We start from the raw sequence: 22570 nt of genomic DNA, 5'->3' as shown, positions 1-22570 counted from the left end.
TGTGTCCGCCCCCGATCAGGTGTAGGAGCGGGTTCACCCGCGAATACGGTGGCGGCTGCGACGGCGAATGACCGGGGATATTGGCCGGCAGCCCCGGCCCTTTCGCGGGTAAACCCGCCCCTACATGGGCGGCAGGGTCAGGCGCTGGCCAGCCATCAACAGCGACAGCCGCGCCAGGCCAATCCAGGGCGAACCTTCTGCCTGCCCTTTGATCTGCGCATCGATACGCTGGGCATCCTGCAGCAGTTGTGCCCAGCGCTGCGCCGAGAGGCGCTGCAGGGCCTTGCTGACCAGCGGTCGACGTTTGTCCCAGATGGGCGGGCGGGCCTGGCTGAACGCTTTGTCCAATGGCACGCCTTGGCTGAACTGCTGGGCCAGCCCCGCCAGCTGACGCAGCTCACGGGCCAAGGCCCAGAGGATGACGGGCGGCTCCACACCTTCACCGCGCAAGCCTTCGAGCATGCGCAGGGCATGCGCAGCCTCGCCGTTGAGAATGGCATCGACCAGGCCGAAGACATCGAAGCGGGCGCTGTCGGCGACGGCAGCCTGCACGGTTTCCACGGTGATCTGGCTGCCTTCGGCCAGCAACTTGAGCTTTTCGATTTCCTGCGCGGCTGCCAGCAGGTTGCCTTCCACGCGCGCGGCAATCAGGTCGACGGCATCACGCTGGGCTGACAGGCCGGCCTGTTGCAGGCGCTGGTTGATCCACTGAGGCAACTGGTGCACATCCACCGGCCAGATCTGGATGAACTGGCAATGGGCGCCTTCGATCAATGCCTTGCCCCACTTGGTCTTCTGCGCACTGCTGTCGAGCTTGGGCAGGCTGATCAGCAACAGCGTGTCTTCGGCGGGATTGGCGCAGTATTCCATCAGCGCGGCGGCACCTTTGTCACCGGGCTTGCCTGAGGGCAGGCGCAGTTCCAGCAGGCGGCGCTGGGCGAACAGCGACAGGCTTGCACCCGCCTGGAGCAGGGTGCCCCAGTCGAAGTTGGCGTCGGCACTGAATACCTGGCGTTCATCGAAACCTCGCTGACGCGCGGCATTGCGGATGGCGTCGGCGGCTTCCTGGCACAGCAGCGGGTCGTCGCCGCTGACCACGTAGACCGGTGCCAGGGCGCCTTGCAGGTGCTTGTTGAGTTGGGCAGGGGCGAGTTTCATGGGAGCAGGCGAGGCGCCCGAGGGCGCCCCTCACGGGCTTAGTTGCCCGGAACTTCCAGTGGCGATTGCTGAGGCGTCTCGGCTTGCTGGCGGCGGGCTGCTTCCAGCGCGGCAGCTTCGGCGCTGGCACGCTCGTCGGCTTTACGCTGCAGCTCATCCAGCTGGGACGGGGACAGCATCTGCAAGCGTACGACCATGGCGTTGACCAGGTCGCGGCGCATTTCTTCGCGGGCGCGTTTGGCTTCCTGCTCGGAGCCGGTGATGTTCGAGCCGTCACGCACGTAGACCTTGCGCACCTCCAGCTTGTCGCTCATCAGCTCCAGGTTGTTCAGGCCCAGGATGCTGTAGTCCAGCTTGGTGGTCAGCTCGTACTCGGCGGTACGGTTGCCACTGTTGTAGGTGGCCGAGCGCTCGCGCTCCTGTTCGTTGGTCAGCACCAGGCGATACGGTGCGCCGGCGTGCACGTTGACGCCGCTACGTTCCAGTACTTCACGCAGCTGGACCACGGTCGGGCCATAGGCATTGCGCGCGCTGACGTCCATTTCCTTCACGCTCAGCTCGGTGGCGCCGGTGCCGCGCAGCTGGAAACCGCAGGCGCTGAGCATGACCGCCAGGCCGATTACCAGCAAATTGCGTTTGATCATGTTGTTGCTCCCTTTTGGGCCTGTTCCGCCCACCCGCAGCCAATGCGGGTGGGCGTTTTCATCAGTTGGCGACGATGTTGACCAGTTTGCCCGGTACCACGATGACCTTGCGGATGGTCAGGCCATCGATGAAGCGCAGGACATTCTCGTTGCTGCGGGCAGCGGCTTCGACTTCTTCGCGGCTGGCAGCAGCAGGCATCTCGACCTGGCCGCGCAGTTTACCGTTGACCTGAACCACCAAGGTAATGGTGTCCTGCACCAGCGCCTGTTCGTCGACGCTTGGCCATGCGGCATCGATCACCGACCCTGCATGGCCCAGGTGCTGCCACAGCGCGTGAGAGATGTGCGGAGTGATCGGTGCCAGCAGCAGGGTGACGGCTTCCAGGCCTTCCTGCAGCAGGGCACGGTCCTGTTCGGTGGCTTGCGGGGCCTTTTCCAGCACGTTCATCACGGTCATCACCTGGGCGATGGCGGTATTGAACTTGTGGAACTGGCCCACGTCGGTGCTGGCCTGCTTGATGGCGGCGTGAATCGCGCGGCGGATGACTTTTTGCGCGTCGTCCAGGGCGGCGACATCCAGCTTGCCTGGCAGACCCTGGCTGACGTGAGCCTGAGCCAGGCGCCAGACGCGGCGCAGGAAGCGGCTGGCACCCTCGACGCCGGAGTCGGACCATTCCAGGCTCATGTCGGGCGGCGAGGCGAACATCATGAACAGGCGGCAGGTGTCGGCGCCATAGGCTTCGATCATGGACTGCGGGTCGACGCCGTTGTTTTTCGACTTGGACATCTTTTCGGTGCCACCGATTTCCACCGGCAGGCCGTCGGTCTTCAGGCGGGCGCCAATGATCTTGGCTTTGGCATCACGCTCGATCTCGACATCGGCCGGGTTGAACCAGTCCTTGCCGCCGTTGCTGGCAACGCGGTAGTAGGTCTCTGCGACCACCATGCCCTGGGTCAGCAGGTTCTTGAACGGCTCGTTCGAGGTGACCAGGCCTTCGTCACGCATCAGCTTGTGGAAGAAGCGCGCGTACAGCAAGTGCAGGATCGCGTGTTCGATACCGCCGATGTACTGATCTACCGGCAGCCAGTGGTTGGCGGCTTTGGGGTCGACCAGGCCTTTGTCGTAGTTTGGCGAGGCGTAGCGGGCGAAGTACCAGGACGACTCGACGAAGGTGTCCATGGTGTCGGTTTCGCGCTTGGCCGGAGTACCGCATTTCGGGCAGCTGCATTCGTAGAATTCAGGCATGCGCGCCAGTGGCGAACCGGCCCCGTCCGGCACCACGTTCTCCGGCAGGGTGACCGGCAACTGGTCTTCCGGCACCGGTACGTCGCCGCAGGACGGGCAGTGGATGATCGGGATCGGGCAGCCCCAGTAGCGCTGGCGGCTGATACCCCAGTCGCGCAGGCGGAACTGGGTACGCGATTTACCCAGTTCCTTGCGGATCAGCGCCGCTTCGATGGCGTCGAAGGCGCCAGCGAAGTCCAGGCCGTCGAATTCTGCGGAGTTGATCAGCTGGCCGTGTTCGCCATAGGCGGCCTGCCATTCGCTGCCGACTTCATCGCCAGCGCTGGTGCGCACCACGGCCTTGACCGGCAGGTTGTACTTGTGGGCGAACTCGAAGTCGCGCTCGTCGTGGGCCGGTACGGCCATTACCGCGCCATCACCGTAGTGCATCAGCACGTAGTTGGCGACCCATACTGGCAGCTTCTCGCCAGTGAGCGGGTGCTCGACCAGCAGGGAAGTGGCCATGCCCTTCTTCTCCTGGGTGGCCATGTCGGCTTCGGCAACGCTGCCGCTCTTGCACTCATCGATGAACGCCTGCAGCGCCGGGTTGCCCTGCGCTGCCTGGGTGGCCAGCGGGTGCTCGGCGGCGACGGCGACGTAGGTGGCGCCCATCAGCGTGTCCGGACGGGTGGTGAAGACCTTGAGGGTGCCTTCGTGGCCGATGCTGGCCTGGTCGTACGGGAACTGTACTTCCATGCCGCGCGATTTGCCGATCCAGTTGCGCTGCATGGTCTTGACCTGCTCAGGCCAGCCCGGCAGCTCGTCGAGGCTCTCCAGCAGTTCGTCGGCGTAGTCGGTGATGCGGAAATAGTACATCGGGATTTCGCGCTTCTCGATCAGCGCGCCCGAACGCCAGCCACGGCCGTCGATGACCTGTTCGTTGGCCAGTACGGTCTGGTCCGCCGGGTCCCAGTTCACGGTACCGTTCTTGCGGTAAATGATGCCTTTCTCGAACAGACGGGTGAACAGCCACTGCTCCCAACGGTAGTAGTCGGGTTTGCAGGTGGTGACTTCACGTGCCCAGTCGATGGCCAGGCCCAGGCTCTTGAGCTGGGTCTTCATGTAGTCGATGTTTTCGTACGTCCACTTGGCCGGGGCGACGTTGTTTTTCATCGCCGCGTTTTCCGCGGGCATGCCGAAAGCGTCCCAGCCCATCGGTTGCAGGACGTTCTTGCCCAGCATGCGCTGGTAGCGGGCAATCACGTCACCGATGGTGTAGTTGCGCACGTGGCCCATGTGTAGCTTGCCGCTCGGGTACGGGAACATCGATAGGCAATAGTAGGTGTCTTTGCCTGGCTGTTCGGTCACAGCGAACGATTGTTGCTCGTCCCAGAACTTCTGGGCGGCGGCTTCGATATCACGGGGCGTGTATTGTTCGTGCATGGCTACTTTTGGCTGAGAGAGAAGAGACCTTGTTCCAGGCAGCGGAACCTCGCTGCGTCCGGCACTCCGGTGTCGTTTAGAGTGAACGCCGTAGCATACAGCAGCGCTGCGTATCGTGGGAAACCTTCGTTGCGAATGCCCGCTGGTCGCGGCACACGGCTGCTTTTTGCAGCGACGCTAAGCTCAGGTGTGGGGGGGATATTCTTACCTTCAATGAGGTGAACGGATGGGAGAGACGCAGCTACCCGCAATCAGACCGGAGCTTTACGAGCGCCTGATCGACCGGCTTGGCCTGGCACTGGAAACGGCCAGGACCTCGGTTCGATTGCGCGACGAGATGCCAGCTGAGCTTGAGTTGCGTGGCCTGAGCCACGCAGAGTTCGAAGTGATAAAGGCCTACCTGGATTCCCTCCCGGAGCGCCACAATGCCTCTGTCGGCAGTTACCCACAAGCGGAGCCGACATCGGCCAAGATCATCTGGCTCAAGGACAAGAAACGCCCCGCCAGTAAGGCGAGATCCAGGACGCTGCCGCATCGCTAGCCGTTCAGGACGCCAGGCGCAGGCTATCGCGCGCCGGTTCTTCACTATCACACAACTCACGATCGACGCCGGTACGCACTTGTTGACCGGCGTCGATCCTTCTAGGCTGCACGCCTGCCAAGGAGGTGTGGCCGATGCCGATCCGATTCTTCATCAAACAATGGCTGATGCCGCCGGGCGTGCTGCTCTTGCTGCTGCTTGCTGCCTGGTGGCTGCGCACGCGGCGGCCACGGTTGGCGGCGCTTTGCTTTGCCGCAGGACTGGGTGGTCTGTGGCTGATGAGCCTGCCGCTGGTGGTGCAGGAAACCGCCCGTGTGCTGGAAAGTGAGCCGCCGCTGGCGGTGAGCGACTGGGCCGGCCTGGCGAGCCGGGCGGATGCCATTGTGGTGCTGGGCGCCGGGCGCGAGCGCGGGGACCCGGCCTGGGGTGGCGGTGACCAGCCCACGGCCACGGCGCTGGAGCGTATGCGCTTTGCGGCGCGGCTGGCCAAGGCCTCCGGTCTGCCAGTGTTGACCAGTGGCGGGTTGCATTACGGGACGCCGCCCAGCGAGGCGAGGCTGATGGCTGATCGCCTGCGTGAAGATTTCGCTGTCGAGGTGAAATGGCGCGAAGAGGCCAGCCGCACGACTTGGGAAAATGCCCAGCTGACGGCAAAGGTGCTGCAGCCTTTGGGAATTCGCCGGGTGGTGCTGGTGACCCAGGCCTGGCACATGCAGCGCTCACGCTGGAGTTTTGAAAAGGCGGGGTTCGAGGTGGTGCCGGCGCCGGTGGGGTTCCTGGGGCGCGATCATGCGCGGCCGTTTGGCGGGCTGTTGCCAGAGAGCCGGGCGATGTGGCAGAGCGGGCAACTGCTTAATGAAGTTGTGGGGTTGGCGGGGTATCGGGTGTTTTACTGATTCACCGGCTTACATAGTCCCCTGTAGGAGCGGGCTTGCCCGAGAAAGGGCCGGCCCTGCCGGCCAATCTCCACCCGCGGTTCACCGTTGCCGCCACTACCGTATTCGCGGGTAAACCCGCTCCTACAGTGGCCGCGTATCGCCAATCAGACGGTTTTTGCAATACGCCCTGCCAGCAACGCCCAGCCCAGCAGCAATGCACAGACTATTGCCAGCGGCCATGAGCGCCATTGCAGGTAAGGTGTCAGCTGCTGCATCGGCACCACTTCGCCATACAGCACTGCCTGCTGGAATTGCGGAACCTGCGTGGTAATGCGGCCAAACGGGTCGATCAGTGCAGTCACGCCGTTGTTGGTGGCGCGGATCATCCAGCGGCCGGCCTCCAGCGCGCGCATCTGCGCCATCTGCAGGTGCTGCAAGGGGCCGATGGATTTGCCGAACCAGGTGTCGTTGCTGATGGTCAGCAGCAGGTCGCTACGTGCAGCCAGGCCGGCGGCGAACTCGGGGTAGACCACCTCGTAGCAGATGTAAGGCGCAATCTGGTAGCCCTTGGCCTGCAGCAGCGGCTGGTCTTCCGGGCCGCGGGCGAAGTCCGACATGGGCAGGTCGAAGAACTCGATGGCCCCACGCAGCACGTCTTGCAGCGGCACATACTCGCCAAACGGCACCAGCTTCTGCTTGAGGTAAGTACCATCGCCTTCGCCTGTGACGGTAATGCCGTTGTAGTAGCGGCGCTGGTGGTGCACTTCTTCACGCACCGGCACCCCCGTGATCAGCGCCGAATGCCGCTCGGCGGCGAAGCGGCCCATCACGTCGATGTAGCCCTGGGCCTGGTCCTTGAGCACCGGAACAGCAGTTTCCGGCCACACCAGCAGGTCCACCGGCCTGGAGCTGAAGCTCAGGTCGCGGTATAGCGCCAGTTGCGCGTCGATGTGCGCGGGGTCCCATTTCAGGTCCTGCTCGACGTTGCCCTGGATCGCCGCCACTTTCAGCGGCTCGCCTGCCGGAGTGGTCCAGGCATGGCCCTTGAGCGTCAGGCCCAGCACCCAGGGGGCCAGCAACAGCACACTGGCCACGGCCAGGAACGAGGGGCGGGTGCGCAGGCGGTGCAGGTTGCACAGCAGGGCGGCGGTGAGGGCGAGGGTGAAGGAAATCAGCCATACGCCGCCCAACGGCGCAAGGCCGGCCAGCGGGCCGTCCAGTTGGCTATAGCCGGCGTACAGCCAGGGGAAGCCGGTCAGGAACCAGCCGCGGAAGGCCTCTTGCAGGAGCCAGAGGGCGGCGAAGCACAGGGCGTCGGCCAGTGGCGCTTCGTTGCGGCGTAGCCAGCGCGCCCACAACCAGGTGGGCAGGGCAAAGAACCAGGCCAGTGCGGCGAAGAACGCCAGTAACAGCACGATCGCCAGCAGCGGCGAGGCGCCGCCGTAGGTGTTCATGCTGACGTAGATCCACCAGGTGCCGGCGCCATACAGGCCAAACCCGAACCACCAGCCACGCCACATGGCCTGGCGCGGGCTGAGCTCGCGCAGGCCAAGGTAGAGCATCGCGATGGACAACACTGCCAGCGGCCAGATGTCGAACGGCGCCAGGGCCAGGAGGGTGGAGGCACCGGCCGCCAGGGCCAGCAGGTTACCGGGCCAGCCGGGGCGGGTGATCCAACGCATGTTTGTCCTTAACGGGTGATCGGGGTCAGGCGCAGCAAGTGTATCCGCCGGCTGTCGGCGTTGAGAATACGGAACTTGTAAGAGCCGATCTCAGTGGTTTCGTTGCGCTTGGGCAGGTGGCCAAAGGCGCTCATCACCAGGCCGCCGACCGTGTCGAACTCGTCGTCGGAGAACTCGCTGTCGAAGAACTCGTTGAAGTTCTCGATCGGGGTAAGCGCTTTGACCAGGAAATCACCGCTGGGCAGTGGCTTGATGTAGCTGTCTTCCTCGACGTCGTGCTCGTCCTCGATATCGCCGACGATCTGCTCCAGCACATCCTCGATGGTAACCAGGCCCGCCACGCCGCCATATTCGTCGATGACGATGGCCATGTGGTTGTGGTTGGCGCGGAACTCGCGCAGCAACACGTTCAGGCGCTTGGACTCGGGTACGAAGGTGGCCGGGCGCAGCAGGTCCTTGATGTTGAAGCTGTCGCCGTTCTCCTTGAGGATCAATGGCAGCAAGTCTTTGGCGAGCAGGATCCCGAGCACATCGTCATGGCTTTCGCCGATTACCGGGTAGCGCGAGTGCGCGGCGTCGATCACCGCCGGCAGGAACTCGCGAGGCGACTGGCCGGCCTTGATGCTGTTCATCTGCGAGCGCGGAACCATGATGTCGCGAACCTGCAGGTCGGCGACCTGAATGGCGCCTTCGACGATGGTCAGCGCTTCGCTGTCCAGCAATTTGTTCTGATGGGCTTCGCGCAGCAGCTCAAGCAGCTCCTGGCGGTTTTTCGGCTCATGGGCAAAAGCCTGGGTCAGTTTACCCAGCCAGGACTTCTGCCCGTTGCTCGATCGATCTTCGCTCATGGCGGTTCTCGTGATCCTTCGTGTATCAGTGTGTGATTGTGTCGGTTTCATCATCGGCATACGGGTCGGGGTGACCCAGTTCTGCCAGCAATTCCCGTTCCAGGCTTTCCATTTCCTCGGCCTCCTCATCCTCGATGTGGTCATAGCCGAGCAAGTGCAGGCAACCGTGGATGACCAGGTGCGCCCAGTGCGCCTCCAGCGATTTGCCTTGTTCGGCCGCTTCGCGCTCGACCACCGCCACGCAGATCACCAGGTCGCCCAGCAGCGGGATATCGAGCAGGTCATCGGGCACATCGGCCGGGAACGACAACACATTGGTCGCGTAGTCCTTGTGCCGGTAGGTGTGGTTCAGCTCGCGGCCTTCGGTTTCGTCGACCAGGCGAATGGTCATTTCCGAGTCTGCGCTGCGCTGGCGCAACGCCAATTCGCACCAGCGGCGGAAGGCGGCGTCATCTGGAGTGGCAGCATCCGTGGCCCGTTGGATATCAAGTTCAAGCATCTTTGCCGGGCGCCTCGGGCTTGGGCTGACGGGCTTCGAAGCGGTCGTAGGCTTCGACAATACGCTGCACCAGTGGGTGACGAACCACATCCTTGGGTTGGAAATGGGTAAAGCTGATCCCGGGAACGTCCTTCAGCACCTCGATGACGTGCGCCAGGCCCGACTTGGTGCCACGGGGCAGGTCGACCTGGGTGATGTCACCGGTGATCACCGCGGTAGAGCCGAAACCGATGCGGGTCAGGAACATCTTCATCTGTTCGAGCGTGGTGTTCTGGCTTTCGTCGAGGATGATGAAGCTGTTGTTCAGGGTGCGGCCACGCATGTAGGCCAGAGGGGCGATTTCGATCACCTGGCGTTCGATCAGCTTGGCCACGTGTTCGAAGCCGAGCATTTCGTACAGGGCGTCGTACAGCGGGCGCAGGTACGGGTCGATTTTCTGTGCCAGGTCGCCGGGCAGGAAACCGAGCTTTTCACCTGCCTCGACCGCCGGGCGCACCAGCAAGATGCGGCGCACCTGTTCGCGTTCCAGCGCGTCCACGGCGCAGGCTACGGCCAGGTAGGTCTTGCCGGTACCGGCCGGGCCGATGCCGAAATTGATGTCGTTGGCCAGGATTTCCTTGACGTAGCGCTGCTGGTTGAGCCCGCGCGGGCGGATGTTGCCCTTGCGCGTGCGCAGCGACACGCTGACCTCGTTGACGGCCGGGTTGTCGATGTTTTCGACAGCCGACTCCTGCAGGTACAGGTGTACGGTTTCCGGTGACAGGTCGGTGGCCTTGGTCTCGCGATAGAGACGGCGCAGCAGCTGTTCGGCAGCAGAGGTGGTCCTGGGTTCGCCGATCAGTTCGAACTGATTGCCGCGGTTGCGGATCTCGATGGCCAGGCGCTGCTCGATCAGGCGCAGGTGCTCGTCGAACTGGCCGCACAAGTTGGCGAAACGGTGGGCCTCGAAGGGTTCGAGGATGAAACGATGGGGTTCTATGGGTGCGTTCAAGGTCGTTTTTAGCCGCTCGACGGCGATGGAGTTGAACTCAAGAATAACCCTTGAATGGCAGTGGCGAAAGCACTGAAACGTTCAACGGTATGTACGGGCTGTTCTGGCCTCGTCGTGGGTGAGCCCGCTCCTGCAAGGCCGGTAGAGATCCTGTGGGCGCGGGCTCACCCGCGAAGGGGCCAGAACAGGTATCATGGCCACCTTTTCTTACGCATGTGTTATCTGGTCGAACATGAGCAAACGCGAACCCGCCATCTATAAAGTGATCTTCCTGAACCAGGGCCAGGTCTTCGAGATGTACGCCAAGCAGATCTACCAGAGTGACCTGTGGGGCTTTCTGGAAATCGAGGAGTTCGTGTTCGGAGAGCGCTCGCAGCTGGTAGTGGACCCGAGTGAGGAGAAGCTCAAGAGCCAGTTCGACGGAGTGGTCCGCAGTTTCGTGCCAATGCACTCGATTGTGCGCATCGATGAGGTGGAGCGGCTGGGCACGGCGAAGATCAGCGAGGCCAAGGGTGGCGGCAATGTGATGCCGTTCCCGATGCCAATGCCGGAAAAGTGACCTTCAGGGAAGCGGCGAGAACGGCGTACGCCCTTCGGCGCTCTGCAGTTCCAGCAGGTACTTGCGGAAAATCTGGCCGAGCACCTGGGTGGCATGCTCCAGTTCGTCGCGGGGCATTTGCTCGGTCACTTCGTCGGCCATGTCCAGCGCATCTTCGGCGCCATTGACCGCAGCCATCTTCAGCAGGATGTAGGCCTGCACGTTGTTGGCCTTGACCCCTTCGCCACGGAAGAACATGGCGCCCAGGCGGTATTGGGCGTCGGCATGGCCTTGCAGCGAAGCCTTCTGGAACCAGTCCAGGGCTTTGTCCAGGTTTTTTGGCGTTTGCGTGTAGTAATACTCGCCCAGTTCGAATTGCGCCTGGGCATCCCCCGCAGTCGCCGTCTGCTCGCAGGCCTTGAGGGCGTTTGCCAGGTCTTCAGGCTGAACGTTCAAGGTACAGCGGCCCGTCGCCGGAATCAGCAACGAGTTACCGCCCTCCGCCAGGGCCAGCAGGGGCTGAAGAAGCAACAGGCAGCCCAGGGTCAGGGCGCGGCCGGTGCGGTTCATGGGGATCGACTTACCTCTGCAAAGCTGCGGCCAATGTCTCTGGTGGCACATTATGGGATAAGCAGCGCCAACCTTACAAAGTTTTACTCGAATTTCTGCTTGGTTGGGGAAGTCAGCTGATTGTGCGTGCGTAATTATTGCCTGTGCCGGCCTCTGTGGGAGCGGCCTTGTGTCGCGATAGGGCTGCGCAGCAGCCCCAGAATTCCAGCAGAAATGCATCGATTGCTGGGGCCGCTTTGCGGCCCTATCGCGACACAAGGCCGCTCCCACAAAGGGGAGTAGCTGCTTATTTCAGGGCGGCAAAGGCCTTCTCAGCCGCATCCAGGGTGATCTGCAGCTCCTTGTCACCGTGGGCGATGGAGGTGAAGCCCGCCTCGAACGCGCTCGGTGCCAGGTACACGCCACCGTCGAGCATCAGGTGGAAGAAGCGCTTGAAGCGCTCGGCATCGCTGGCCATCACGTCTTCGAAAGTGACGATATCGTCGGCGCCGCTGAAGTACAGGCCGAACATGGCACCGGCCTGGGTGGTGACGAATGGCACGCCAGCGGCATCGGCGCGCTGCTGCAGGCCATCGAGCATGCGGCTGGTGTAGTCGGTCAGCTCGGCGTGGAAGCCTGGGCGGCTGATCAGCTTGAGGGTGGTCAGGCCGGCGGCCATGGCCAGCGGATTGCCCGACAGGGTGCCGGCCTGGTAGACCGGGCCGAGCGGGGCGATGCAGCCCATGATTTCACGCTTGCCGCCGAAACAGCCGACCGGCATGCCGCCACCGACGATCTTGCCGAAGGTAGACAGGTCCGGCGTGATGCCGTAATGGCCCTGGGCGCCGCCGAGCGAGACGCGGAAACCGGTCATCACTTCGTCGAAAATCAGCACCACGCCATGCTTGTCGCATTGCTCACGCAGGCCCTCGAGGAAGCCCGGTGCCGGTGGTACGCAGTTCATGTTGCCGGCCACGGGCTCCACGATGATGCAGGCCACGGTCTGGCCAACTTCGGCCAAGGTCTTCTCGACGGCAGCGATGTCGTTGAACGGCAGGGTCAGGGTGTGTTTGGCGAAGTCCGCTGGCACGCCTGCCGAGCTTGGCACGCCTTGGGTCAGCAAGCCGGAGCCGGCTTTTACCAGCAGGCTGTCGGAGTGGCCGTGGTAGCAGCCTTCGAATTTGATGATGGCGTCACGGCCAGTGTAGCCACGGGCCAGGCGGATGGCGCTCATGGTGGCTTCGGTGCCCGAGCTGACCATGCGCACCATTTCCATCGACGGTACGATCGAGCAGACCAGGTCGGCCATCTCGGTTTCCATGGCGGTCGGCGCGCCGTAGGACAGGCCGTGCTCCAGCTGCTTGCGTACCGAGTCCAGCACGTCCGGGTGGCCGTGGCCGAGGATCATCGGGCCCCAGGAGCCGACGTAGTCGACGTAGCGTTTGTCGTCCTCGTCAACGACATAGGCGCCTTCGGCATGCTTGAAGAACAGCGGCGTGCCGCCAACGCTCTTGAAAGCGCGGACTGGCGAGTTGACGCCGCCGGGGATGTGCTTCTGGGCTTGGGCGAACAGGGCTTCGGAACGGGACATGGAAGTATCTCTCGAATCAGGATGCGAACAAGGCGTTGAAGGCGCGGGCGCGGCGGGTGACTTCCTGCGCGCTGTCGGCACCGAACAAACCGTGGATCACCGCCAGCAAGTCGGCACCGTGGGCGACCAGCGGGGCGGCGTTGTCGAGGGTGATGCCGCCGATCACGGCGATCGGCAGTTTCACCTGGGCGCGGGCCTGCTGCAGCAGTTCGACGTTGGCAGCGGGCGCGCCCGGCTTGGTGACAGAATTGAAGAAGCGGCCAAACGCCACGTAGCTGGCGCCTTCGCTGGCAGCCTGGGTGGCCAGTTCGAGGCTGGCGTGACAGGTGGAACCGATGATTGCCTGACGGCCGAGCAGTGCGCGGGCCGGGGTCAGCGGGCCGTCGGTCTGGCCCAGGTGTACGCCGACACCCAGGCGTGCGGCCAGTTCGGCGTCATCGTTGATCAGCAACCGGGTGCCGTAACGCTCGCAGAGCTTCATCAGCCCTTCGGCTTCACGCAGGCGGCGCGCCGCATCGTCGCTCTTGTCGCGGTACTGCAGCAGGCACACGCCGCCTTCCAGGGCCGCCTCGACATGGGACAGGAAACGGCCGGCGAGCAGCTGACTGTCGGTGATGGCATACAGACCGCGTAGCTTCATTGAAGGCCTCGTGTCAGGAGCAGAAGTCCAGGGGCAGGCGGCGCGGCACGTACTGGCCTTTGCCCAGCTGCTCGGCGTCACGCAGGGTGCGCCAGGTGTAGTCCAGGGCGGTGCGCACGGCGCTTTCCAGCTGCTCGCCGAGCGCCAGGCGGCCGGCCAGGGCGCTGGCCAGGGTACAGCCCGAGCCGTGGTAGCTGCCTGGCAGGCGCTGGCAAGTCCAGGTGAAGTGCTGGCCGTCCTGGGTGTACAGGCGGTTGTGAATTTCGTCTTCGTCGCCGTGACCGCCGGTAATCAGCAGGTGTCTACAGAACGGCAACAGTTTCTCGGCGCATTCATCAGCGGTGCCTTCGGGCAGTTCGGCGAGGATGCGCGCTTCGGGCAGGTTCGGTGTGGCGATGGTCGCCAGCGGCAGCAGACGTTCGCGCAGGGCGTAGCCCACTTCGTCCTTGCCCAGGCGGCCACCGCCACCGGCACGCAGCACCGGGTCGCAGACCAGCGGCAAGTGGGGGTGGGCGGCCAGCAGTTCGGCGACGGTGTCGACCATCTCGATCGAGCCGAGCATGCCCAACTTGACGGCGGCCACCGTGGAGTCGGCCAGCACGGCGTTGGCCTGGGCCAGCACCCACTCGCGGTCGAGTACGCGGAAGTCGGAAACGTTGACGGTATCCTGCACGGTCAGGGCGGTCACTGCAGGTGCAGCGTGGCAGCCTTGGGCGATCAGGGCTTCGATATCTGCCTGCAAGCCGGCGCCGCCACTGGGGTCGTGGCCGGAGAGACAGAGGACAACGGGGCGGGAGCTGTAGGTATTCATGGTCGGCGAGCTTACCACCAAACCTGTTTGGGCGGATCGTCCGGCAAACGAGTTTTACTGATCGATCGGTCAGGTTGTCTGTTGTTTTTCTATTGAAAGCGTTGATTTAGAGCCTTTTCTTTGTGTTTTTTATGGCCCATTGCCAGGTTGTGAAGCTATGCTAGAGTGCTCGGATAACTCTACAAACGGGTTCTGCAGGATCACGTCGTCTCAAACGGATGGGAGGCTACCGCGACGCGACCGGACAGGCCATGCTGGGGCTGTATGCGCTATTTGCTGATTGTGCTTCTGGGCTTGCTGCCCGTGCTGGCCGGAGCGGTCGATTTCGACGACGCTACCCGGCATCTTCCACTGGGCAAGGCCATGCAGGTTTATGAAGACCCCGATGGCAATGCCAGCATCGCTCAGGTCAGTGCCCCCGGGTTTGCCAAACACTTTCAGCCCCACCATGAAGATGTGCTGAACGCCGGTTACTCCACCTCGGTGTTCTGGCTCAAGGTCGAGTTGCGCCCCGTTGCCGCGCCCAGTGCAGCCCCGCGTCAATGGTTGCTGGAGCTGGCCTACCCGCCGCTGGATCACCTCGAACTGTATTTGCCTGACAGCAGCGGCATGTACCGTCTGGCGCAGCGTACCGGCGATGCCTTGCCTTACGACAGCCGGCAGATCCGGCAGAACAACTACTTGTTCGAATTGCAATTGCCCCCTGGCAAGGTGACTACCGCGTACCTGCGGCTGCACAGCCAGGGGTCGGTGCAAGCACCGCTGGCGTTATGGTCCCCTGATGCCTACCTGGAAGAGCAGCCCACGCGCCTGTATGTGCTGGGGATGATCTACGGCGTGTTGCTGGTGATGCTGGTATACAACCTGTTCATCTACCTGAGCGTGCGCGACGTCAGCTACCTCTACTACATCCTTTACATCGCTTCGTTCGGCCTTTACCAGGTGTCGGTGAACGGTGCCGGTGTAGCGTACTTCTGGCCAGACAGCCCTTGGTGGGCGAATGCTTCCACGCCATTGTTCATTGGCGCCGCCGGCCTGTTCGGCTGCCAGTTCGCCCGGCACTTCCTGCGACTGGGCAGCATCAACCGTGGCTTCGACCGCCTGTTGCAACTGCTGATGCTGGGGGGCGCGCTGGTCATGGTGCTGGCGGTGAGCATGCCCTATGGCGTTGCTCTGCGCATGGCCACGCTGCTGGCGTTGCTGTTCACTGTAAGCGTCTTCTGCGCCGGCCTGTATGCCTGGTGGCGCGGCTTTCGAGTGGCGCGCTGGTTCATCATCGCCTGGACGGCGTTTCTGCTTGGCGGCCTGGTCAACACCTTGATGGTGCTGGGCTACCTGCCGAACGTGTTCATCACCATGTATGCCAGCCAGTTGGGTTCGGCGCTGGAGGTGGCCTTGTTGTCGCTGGCGCTGGCCGACCGCATCAACAGCCTGCGCGAGCAGCAGGCGCAGACCTTGCGCGACACTGGGCGTACGCTCGAGCAACTGAACCTGCAACTGGCCAGGAGCAACCGTCTGAAGGACGAGTTCCTGGCCAGCGTGACTCACGAGCTGCGCACCCCGATGAACGGGGTGATTGGCTCGCTCGAGTTGATGCACACCCTGCCGATGGATGCCGAAATGGCTCAGTACCATCACACGGCAGTGGGGTCTGCCCAAGGCATGATGGATATGGTCGATGCCATTCTTACCCTGTCCGAATTGCAGGCCGGCCGCCTGCGGGTGCAGCCGGCACCGTTCAGCCTGCGCGCCCTGTTACAGGGCTTGCGCGCTGGTTATGCCGGGCAGGCTCTGGGCAAAGGCTTGTACCTGAGCCTGGATATTCCGGCCGACCTGCCGGACGAGTTGCTCGGTGACGGGCAGAAACTGGCGCACTGCCTGGGTTGCCTGGTGGATAACGGTTTGAAGTTCACCCATCAGGGCGGGGTGATGATCCAGGTACGCGGCCGCCGGGTGGGGCCGGGTGATCTGGCGTTGACCTTTACCGTCAGCGACAGCGGTATCGGTTTCGATGATCTGGAGCAGTCGACCCTGTACCAGCGGTTCTTCCAGGTCGATGGTTCGATGACCCGGCGGTATGGCGGTTTGGGCATCGGCTTGTCGATTTGCCGGCAGATGGGGGAGTTGCTGGGGGCCAGATTGGCACATGAATCGACGCGCGGGTTGGGTAGCCGCTTCGAGTTGAGTTTGAACATGGCGATTTCGCAGGCGCAGATGAGCCCGCACATGCTGCAGGCGCGGCGCTCGCTGTAGGAGCGGGTTCACCCGCGAAAGAGCCGGGTCTGCTGGCCAATATCCACCCACCGTTCACCGTTGCCGCCACCACCGTATTCGCGGGTAAATCCGCTCCTATACAGCACAGGTCGTTGTAGGCGCGGGTTCACCCGCGAAAGAGCCGGGTCTGCTGGCCAATATCCACCCACCGTTCACCGTTGCCGCCACCACCGTATTTGCGGGTAAACCCGCTCCTACGCGCGCGCGCACGCCAGCAACCACACGTTTAGTCATTAATACCCCTTTGACTACCCCGCAAGCAGTGCTTCACTGGGTCTCTCAAGCCTACCCGGATCCAGGAGCCCCCCGATGAGCCTGCACCAGTACGCTGAAACCCACGAAGTCACCAATCAGCCGCCGCCACTCGACGGTGCCAACCTGTACCGCCTCGACATTCCACTGCAGGAATGGTCAAGGCGTTTTGGCGCGGGCTGGGCCGAGTCGCGGATCGACGCCTATGGTGCCCTGGCCGGCGGCCCGCTGATGCAGGCAGGCTTCCTGGCCAACGCGCACAAACCCGAGTTCAGCAGCCACGACCGCTATGGCCATCGCATCGACCTGGTCGAGTTCCACCCGGCCTACCATGAGCTGATGCGTACCGCCGTCGAACATGGCCTGCCTTCTTTACCATGGGCCGAACCCCGCGCTGGCGCCCATGTTGCGCGGGCGTCGATGACCTACCTGCACAGCCAGGCCGAGGCCGGCACCGGTTGCCCGCTGACCATGACGTTTGCCGCCGTGCCGGCATTGCGCCTGCAGCCTGAACTGGCTGAATACTGGCTGCCGAAGGTCCTTGCCTGCGAATATGATCCGCGCAACGTGGGTGACCGGCACAAGGCCGGGGTCACGCTTGGCATGGCGATGACCGAAAAGCAGGGCGGCACCGATGTGCGCGCCAACACTACCCGGGCCTATCCGGTCGGTACGCCGGGCCCGGGGCAGGCCTATGAGCTGGTTGGCCACAAGTGGTTCTGCTCGGCGCCGATGTGCGACGCTTTCCTGACCTTGGCGCAAACCGACAAAGGCCTGAGCTGCTTTCTGCTGCCGCGCCACCGCCCGGATGACAACCGCAACCAGTTCTATATCCAGCGGCTGAAGAACAAGCTGGGCAACAGCTCCAACGCCTCCAGCGAGGTAGAGTTCCGCGGTGCGCTGGCGTGGATGATTGGCGAAGAGGGGCGCGGCGTGCCGACCATCATCGAGATGGTCGCCATGACCCGGTTCGACTGCATGGTCGGCTCCAGCGCGCTGATGCGCCAGGCGCTGACGCAGGCGGCCCACCATTGCGCGCATCGCAAGGTCGGCGGGCGGGTACTGAACGAGCAGCCATTGATGCAGAACGTGCTGGCCGACCTGGCACTGGAAAGCGAGGCTGCGTTGGCCCTGAGCTTGCGCATGGGCCAGGCGCTGGAGCAACTGGACGACCCACAGCAGGCGCATTTCGCTCGGCTGGTCACGGCGGTGGGCAAATACTGGATCTGCAAACGTGCGCCGGCCATGATCAACGAGGCCGCCGAATGCCTGGGTGGCGCGGGTTATGTGGAAGACAGCATTCTGCCACGGCTGTACCGCGAGGCGCCGGTCAACTCGACCTGGGAGGGCTCGGGCAACGTGCAGTGCCTGGATGTGCTGCGGGCATTGTCCAAGGAGCCGGGAGTGCTCGATGCACTGTTTGCCGAGCTGGGTGACGGGCATGGCGACCCGCGCCTGGCGGCGCATATCGGCAACCTCAAGGGGGCGTTTGCCGACACCGGTGACATGCAGTACCGCGCGCGCCAACTGACCGAGGATATTGCCCTGGCGTTGCAGGCCAAGCTGCTGCTGGAGGCGGGGAATACAGAGGTCAGTGATGCGTTTATCGGCAGCCGCTTGGCCGGTGGTGGCAGGGTGTATGGGGCACTGCCGCGAGGTGTGGATGTGATGGCATTGGTAACAAGGGCTACGCCTGCCTGGCCGCTGTAGCAGCGGGCTTGCCCGCGAATCAACCCAACAGCGATCAATGGGGGTGTATTTAACCAAGAAGGCAGGCAAGATGGATCACATGCATGTCCAGACAGGAAGCACAGTGTGAGCCACGCTTTTGTAGTCGTTGATACCCCCGAACAGGCCGTCGACCGTCTGGCGGCCTTGCATGAACAGGCCACAGGGGCCCTTAGTAAGGCCCTGAAGCGTTACCTGAAGGACCGTACCGAGCCCGATGCCGATGAGCGCGACCTGTTCCGCTACCCGGCACTGCGTCTGACCTACTACAGCCATGGCGAAGTCGCCGCCACCACCCGCGCCTACGCCAAGGTTCAGGTTGCCGGCACCTACAGCGTCACCATTACCCAGCCCGCTGCGTTCCGTGGCTACCTGCTGGAACAACTGCGCCCGCTGATGCATGACTACACCGTCACGGTAGAGGTCGGCGTCAGCGAGCAGAACATCCCTTACCCCTATGTGGTCGACCAGGGCGACGAGCTGGCCGGCAGCGGCATTACCGCTGCGCAGCTGGCGCGTGTGTTCCCCAGCACCGACCTGTCGGCGGCCACCGACAACATCGCTGATGGCCTGTACGACTGGGACCGTGCTGAAATCATGCCACTGGCGTTGTTCGATGCCGCGCGGGTCGACTTCTCGCTGCGCCGCCTGGTGCACTACACCGGCAGCGACTGGCGCCATGTACAGCCGTGGATCCTGCTGACCAACTACCACCGCTATGTCGATCAGTTCATCAGCCATGGCCTGGAACAACTGCGTGACGACTCGCGCTTCGTGCGTATGGTGTTGCCGGGTAACGTTGTGATCGAAAAGGGCATGGACCATGGCGAAACCCAGGCCCTGGTGGCCAGCGTGGTCTGGCACCGCTACCAGATGCCGGCCTACCACCTGATCGCCGCCGACGGCAATGGCGTTACCTTGGTCAACATTGGTGTCGGCCCGTCCAACGCCAAGAACATCACCGACCACCTGGCCGTGCTGCGCCCGCATTGCTGGCTGATGATCGGCCACTGCGGCGGCCTGCGGCAGTCGCAGACCATCGGCGACTACGTGCTGGCGCACGCCTATATGCGTCGTGACGGCATTCTCGACCGGGTCGTGCCGCCGAATATCCCGATCCCGGCCCTGGCCGAAGTGCAGATGGCCTTGCAGGAGGCTGCCGCACAGGTCACTGGCGAGCGTGGCGAGCAGTTGAAAAAGCGCCTGCGCACCGGCACCGTGCTGACCTACGACGACCGCAACTGGGAGCTGCGCTGGGCCCAGGAACGCCCGTTGATCAACCTGTCGCGTGCCGTGGCGGTGGACATGGAAAGCGGCACCATTGCTGCCCAGGGCTACCGTTTGCGCGTGCCTTACGGCACCTTGCTGTGTGTGTCCGACAAGCCGCTGCACAGCGAGATCAAACTGCCAGGTTCGGCCAACGCCTTCTACAACCGGGCGGTCAGCCAGCACCTGAAGATCGGCATTGCCGCCCTCGACCTGCTGCGCACCGAGCTCAACTCGCTGCACTCGCGTAAACTGCGCAGCTTCGATGAGCCGCCGTTCCGCTGAGGATCCATGTCACTGCCACCCCGTAACAAGCCGCGCCGCCCCCAGGCGCGGCCTGCCGCCGGCCCGCGTCGCCAGGCCAAGGCGCCACCCGCTGAGCCGCGCCTGATCCTGTTCAACAAACCGTTCGACGTGCTGACCCAGTTCAGCGACGGTGAAGGGCGCGCGACGCTCAAGGACTTCATCGACATCCCGGGCGTATACCCGGCCGGGCGTCTGGACCGCGACAGTGAAGGCCTGCTGTTGTTGACCAATGATGGTGGGCTACAGGCGCGTATTGCCGACCCGAAGCACAAGCTGGCCAAAACCTACTGGGTGCAGGTGGAAGGCGAACCGAGTGACGAGCAGTTGCAGCGTTTGCGCGATGGTGTGGAGCTGAACGATGGGCCGACCTTGCCGGCCGAGGCGCGGCGCCTGGAAGAGCCCGAGCTGTGGCCGCGCAACCCGCCGGTACGCTTTCGCAAAAGTGTGCCGACCAGTTGGCTGGAACTGGTGATTCGCGAAGGGCGTAACCGCCAGGTGCGGCGGATGACGGCGGCGGTGGGCTTGCCGACCTTACGCCTGGTGCGGGTGCGGATCGGGGATTGGGCGCTGGATGGGCTGGAGCAGGGGGGCTGGCGGGAGGTCCCTGCCAAGCTTTAGTTCAGGTCAGGGGCCTGTTCGCGGGCATGCCCGCTCCCACAGGGACGGCGCAGTACTTGAAGGCAGCGCCAAATCTGTGGGTGCGGGCATGCCCGCGAATGGCCCTGAAATGTTTTATACGCCTTCCAGAAACCCCACCACCACGCTTTTGATGATGAAGGCCAGCACCCCAAGCCCCAGCACGAAGAACAGGATCAGCGTGCCGAACTTGCCTGCCTTGGACTTTTTCGCCAGGTCCCAGACGATGAAGCCCATGAAACCGATCAATACGGTGACCAGGATAATCATCATCCACTCTTCGAATACGGCGGGATCCATCGGTGTTCTCCAGGCGGGTTGAGCGTCCGATTATACGTCGGCTGGCGTGAGCATTTAACGCAGGTGGGTCAATGGCAGCTCGGTGCTGGCCAGTACCTGGTTGAGCACGAAGCTCGAACGCACGCTGGTGACGCCTTCGATACGCGTCAGGCTGCCTAGAAGCAGTTTCTGGTAGTGGTCCATGTCCGGCACCACCACTTTCAGCTGATAGTCGGCATCCATGCCGGTGACCAGGCTGCACTCGAGCACCTGCGGCAGGTTGCGGATGGCGGCCTCGAATGTTTCAAAGCGTTCCGGGGTGTGGCGGTCCATGCCTATCAACACATAGGCGGTCAGGCTCAGGCCCAGTTTCTTGCGGTCGAGCAGGGCCACCTGGCGCGAGATGTAGCCGTCGTCTTCCAGTTGCTTGACCCGACGTGAGCATGGCGATGGCGACAGGCCGATGCGTTCGGCCAGTTCCTGGTTGGAAATGCGCGCATCGCGCTGCAATTCGGCGAGGATGCTCAGGTCGTAGCGGTCAAGTTTGCTCATGGCATTTGCCTTTTCTGTTCGGATTGCTGCGAATTATCAATCCAGGGTGAAAAATTGCGCAAGTGCTATTTATCTGAGCAATCTTCGCAATCCTCTGTCGCAACCCGTCCGGTATCTTTATCACCAGAATCACTGCCCGGACATCAGTCCACGGCGACGCGCCCTAGGCGGGCGGTCGCGGCCAGCCATCCAACAGGATCTGCAGGCCCCCGGGCTACACACCCTCCAGAAGACGGTGTGAGGTGAGCCGGCGCCACAAGTGCCGAGCACGGACGACAATTTCTGAAGGGAGGCCCTGTGGCCTCCCTTTTTTCATGCCGGGAATTTTAATTGGCCTGTGTCATGGGCGCGGTAGACTGGCGATGGTTGCAGTTTTTTCTACCGAGAGGAACACCATGACGTCGCGCATCTGGCAGTTGGCAGGTGTTGGTTTGCTAGGTTTTAGCATCAGCCTTGGGGCCCTGGCTGAAGGGCCTGGCGAGGGGCCGTCGGGGCGCTCGCTCAACTCGCGCGACGAAGTGCGCCAGACCCAGCCGCCGCGCCAGGGGTATTACCAGGACATTCCCCGCCGACACGGTGATGATCACCACTGGCAAACCGGTGGCCCGGGGCAACGGCCCGGTGGCGACTGGCAGGGGCGCCCGGATGGCCATGGCAATGGCTGGGGGCCTGGGCCGCAGTATCGCCCAGGGCACAGGGTGGACCATTTTCCTGACCGCTACTGGAAAGTACCCTACCGGGGCGCTGACTATTTCTACTCCGGGGGTTACTGGTACCGCCCGCACGGGGGCAGTTACATCGTGGTGACCCCGCCGTACGGCGTGCGGGTCAATTACCTGCCGCCTTATGCGCGGGAAGTGTGGTTGGGGGGTGCGCTGTTCTTTCTGGTGGCCGATACCTATTACCAGTACCTGGCAGACAGCCAGGAATATGTGGTGGTCAACCCGCCGGTCGGCGTGCCGGTGGCACCGGCAAACGGCGGGTATGACGTGGTGGCTTATCCGATGTATGGCCAGGGGCAGGAACAGCAGGAGCAGGACCGCTATCAGTGCCATCGCTGGGCGGTGAGCCAGTCGGGCTTCGACCCGGCGACGGCGACGTACGCACCGGAGGCCACTGTGCTCAGCCACTACCAGCGGGCGCTGGGGGCCTGCTTCAGTGGTCGGGGTTACAGCATCAACTGAACCCTGCACGGAACCCCTGTAGGAGCGGGTTTACCCGCGAATACGGTAGCGGCGG

At 63.3% G+C, this 22570-nt stretch carries 21 protein-coding genes; 8 read left to right on the top strand and 13 right to left on the bottom strand.

All coding sequences use genetic code 11. The features are described from left to right. Positions 1–120: 120 nt before the first annotated feature. The 3 genes from holA to leuS all read right to left on the bottom strand — a co-directional run bounded on the left by holA (position 121) and on the right by leuS (position 4470). The gene (gene holA / locus ACF8RA_RS04175) at positions 121–1158 is read right to left on the bottom strand and encodes a DNA polymerase III subunit delta (RefSeq protein ID WP_392518820.1); all 1038 of its coding nucleotides are present in this window, start codon (positions 1156–1158) and stop codon (positions 121–123) included. Between the two features lie 38 nt (positions 1159–1196). After that, positions 1197–1802 carry an LPS assembly lipoprotein LptE gene (lptE, locus tag ACF8RA_RS04170; RefSeq protein ID WP_176683214.1) on the bottom strand — a complete coding sequence of 202 codons (606 nt, stop codon included), beginning with the start codon at positions 1800–1802 and terminating at the stop codon, positions 1197–1199. 61 nt (positions 1803–1863) lie between these two features. Then, positions 1864–4470, bottom strand: coding sequence for a leucine--tRNA ligase (gene leuS, locus ACF8RA_RS04165; RefSeq protein WP_209963246.1), 2607 nt, complete (start codon positions 4468–4470; stop codon positions 1864–1866). 226 nt (positions 4471–4696) lie between these two features. On the opposite strand from leuS, the gene ACF8RA_RS04160 reads away from it, so the two are divergent. Both ACF8RA_RS04160 and ACF8RA_RS04155 read left to right on the top strand, forming a co-directional pair. Next, complete coding sequence (locus ACF8RA_RS04160) at positions 4697–5011, top strand: hypothetical protein (protein WP_176683216.1); 315 nt, start codon at positions 4697–4699, stop codon at positions 5009–5011. Positions 5012–5145: 134 nt separating this feature from the next. Then, positions 5146–5907 (top strand): YdcF family protein, encoded by a 762-nt coding sequence (locus tag ACF8RA_RS04155; protein WP_339444021.1) that lies wholly within the window; start codon positions 5146–5148, stop codon positions 5905–5907. 146 nt (positions 5908–6053) lie between these two features. On the opposite strand, the gene lnt is transcribed toward ACF8RA_RS04155, so the two are convergent. From lnt to ACF8RA_RS04135, 4 genes are read right to left on the bottom strand one after another with little or no spacing between them, the layout of a single operon-like run. Further along, positions 6054–7571, bottom strand: a complete 1518-nt coding sequence (gene lnt / locus ACF8RA_RS04150) for an apolipoprotein N-acyltransferase (RefSeq protein WP_176683218.1) — start codon at positions 7569–7571, stop codon at positions 6054–6056. 8 nt (positions 7572–7579) lie between these two features. Continuing rightward, positions 7580–8419, bottom strand: coding sequence for an HlyC/CorC family transporter (locus tag ACF8RA_RS04145; RefSeq protein ID WP_003249762.1), 840 nt, complete (start codon positions 8417–8419; stop codon positions 7580–7582). A gap of 25 nt (positions 8420–8444) precedes the next feature. Then, the gene (gene ybeY / locus ACF8RA_RS04140; RefSeq protein ID WP_176683219.1) at positions 8445–8918 is read right to left on the bottom strand and encodes an rRNA maturation RNase YbeY; all 474 of its coding nucleotides are present in this window, start codon (positions 8916–8918) and stop codon (positions 8445–8447) included. Then, complete coding sequence (locus tag ACF8RA_RS04135; RefSeq protein WP_014592526.1) at positions 8911–9909, bottom strand: PhoH family protein; 999 nt, start codon at positions 9907–9909, stop codon at positions 8911–8913. The genes ybeY and ACF8RA_RS04135 overlap by 8 nt, the downstream gene beginning before the upstream one ends. A 232-nt stretch (positions 9910–10141) precedes the next feature. On the opposite strand from ACF8RA_RS04135, the gene ACF8RA_RS04130 reads away from it, so the two are divergent. Further along, positions 10142–10468 (top strand): DUF1820 family protein, encoded by a 327-nt coding sequence (locus ACF8RA_RS04130; RefSeq protein ID WP_003249769.1) that lies wholly within the window; start codon positions 10142–10144, stop codon positions 10466–10468. A 3-nt stretch (positions 10469–10471) separates the two neighbouring features. Here the strand turns inward: ACF8RA_RS04130 and ACF8RA_RS04125 are convergent, their stop codons facing one another. The 4 genes from ACF8RA_RS04125 to ACF8RA_RS04110 form a co-directional block, all read right to left on the bottom strand. Further along, positions 10472–11017, bottom strand: coding sequence for a tetratricopeptide repeat protein (locus tag ACF8RA_RS04125; RefSeq protein WP_176683220.1), 546 nt, complete (start codon positions 11015–11017; stop codon positions 10472–10474). A 286-nt stretch (positions 11018–11303) separates the two neighbouring features. Further along, positions 11304–12587 carry a glutamate-1-semialdehyde 2,1-aminomutase gene (gene hemL / locus ACF8RA_RS04120; protein WP_012053798.1) on the bottom strand — a complete coding sequence of 428 codons (1284 nt, stop codon included), beginning with the start codon at positions 12585–12587 and terminating at the stop codon, positions 11304–11306. Positions 12588–12603: 16 nt separating this feature from the next. Continuing rightward, positions 12604–13227, bottom strand: coding sequence for a thiamine phosphate synthase (gene thiE, locus ACF8RA_RS04115; protein WP_176683221.1), 624 nt, complete (start codon positions 13225–13227; stop codon positions 12604–12606). 13 nt (positions 13228–13240) lie between these two features. Next, complete coding sequence (locus ACF8RA_RS04110; protein WP_010955404.1) at positions 13241–14038, bottom strand: hydroxymethylpyrimidine/phosphomethylpyrimidine kinase; 798 nt, start codon at positions 14036–14038, stop codon at positions 13241–13243. 264 nt (positions 14039–14302) lie between these two features. Between ACF8RA_RS04110 and ACF8RA_RS04105 the strand changes: the two genes are divergently transcribed. The 4 genes from ACF8RA_RS04105 (at position 14303) to ACF8RA_RS04090 (ending at position 20482) form a co-directional block, all read left to right on the top strand. Then, positions 14303–16291 (top strand): hybrid sensor histidine kinase/response regulator, encoded by a 1989-nt coding sequence (locus ACF8RA_RS04105; RefSeq protein ID WP_176683222.1) that lies wholly within the window; start codon positions 14303–14305, stop codon positions 16289–16291. Positions 16292–16621: 330 nt separating this feature from the next. Continuing rightward, positions 16622–18274 (top strand): acyl-CoA dehydrogenase family protein, encoded by a 1653-nt coding sequence (locus ACF8RA_RS04100; protein ID WP_176683223.1) that lies wholly within the window; start codon positions 16622–16624, stop codon positions 18272–18274. 105 nt (positions 18275–18379) lie between these two features. Next, complete coding sequence (gene amn / locus ACF8RA_RS04095) at positions 18380–19843, top strand: AMP nucleosidase (RefSeq protein ID WP_176683224.1); 1464 nt, start codon at positions 18380–18382, stop codon at positions 19841–19843. Positions 19844–19849: 6 nt separating this feature from the next. Further along, positions 19850–20482: a pseudouridine synthase gene (locus ACF8RA_RS04090; RefSeq protein WP_245354957.1), complete on the top strand. Its 633-nt coding sequence runs from the start codon at positions 19850–19852 to the stop codon at positions 20480–20482. A gap of 114 nt (positions 20483–20596) precedes the next feature. Here the strand turns inward: ACF8RA_RS04090 and ACF8RA_RS04085 are convergent, their stop codons facing one another. Continuing rightward, positions 20597–20800, bottom strand: coding sequence for a DUF2788 domain-containing protein (locus tag ACF8RA_RS04085; RefSeq protein ID WP_003249787.1), 204 nt, complete (start codon positions 20798–20800; stop codon positions 20597–20599). A 54-nt stretch (positions 20801–20854) separates the two neighbouring features. Then, entirely contained in the window at positions 20855–21331 is a 477-nt protein-coding gene (locus ACF8RA_RS04080) for an Lrp/AsnC family transcriptional regulator (RefSeq protein WP_003249795.1), read from the bottom strand. Between the two features lie 395 nt (positions 21332–21726). Here ACF8RA_RS04080 and ACF8RA_RS04075 point away from each other — a divergent pair, with 395 nt between their 5' ends. After that, positions 21727–22515: a DUF6515 family protein gene (locus ACF8RA_RS04075; protein ID WP_392514458.1), complete on the top strand. Its 789-nt coding sequence runs from the start codon at positions 21727–21729 to the stop codon at positions 22513–22515. Positions 22516–22570: the final 55 nt, after the last annotated feature.

The organism is Pseudomonas sp. FYR_5 (genome assembly GCF_043106315.1).
Classification (GTDB): Bacteria; Pseudomonadota; Gammaproteobacteria; order Pseudomonadales; family Pseudomonadaceae; genus Aquipseudomonas; species Aquipseudomonas putida_Y.
This window is presented reverse-complemented; position numbering and strand designations above follow the sequence as displayed.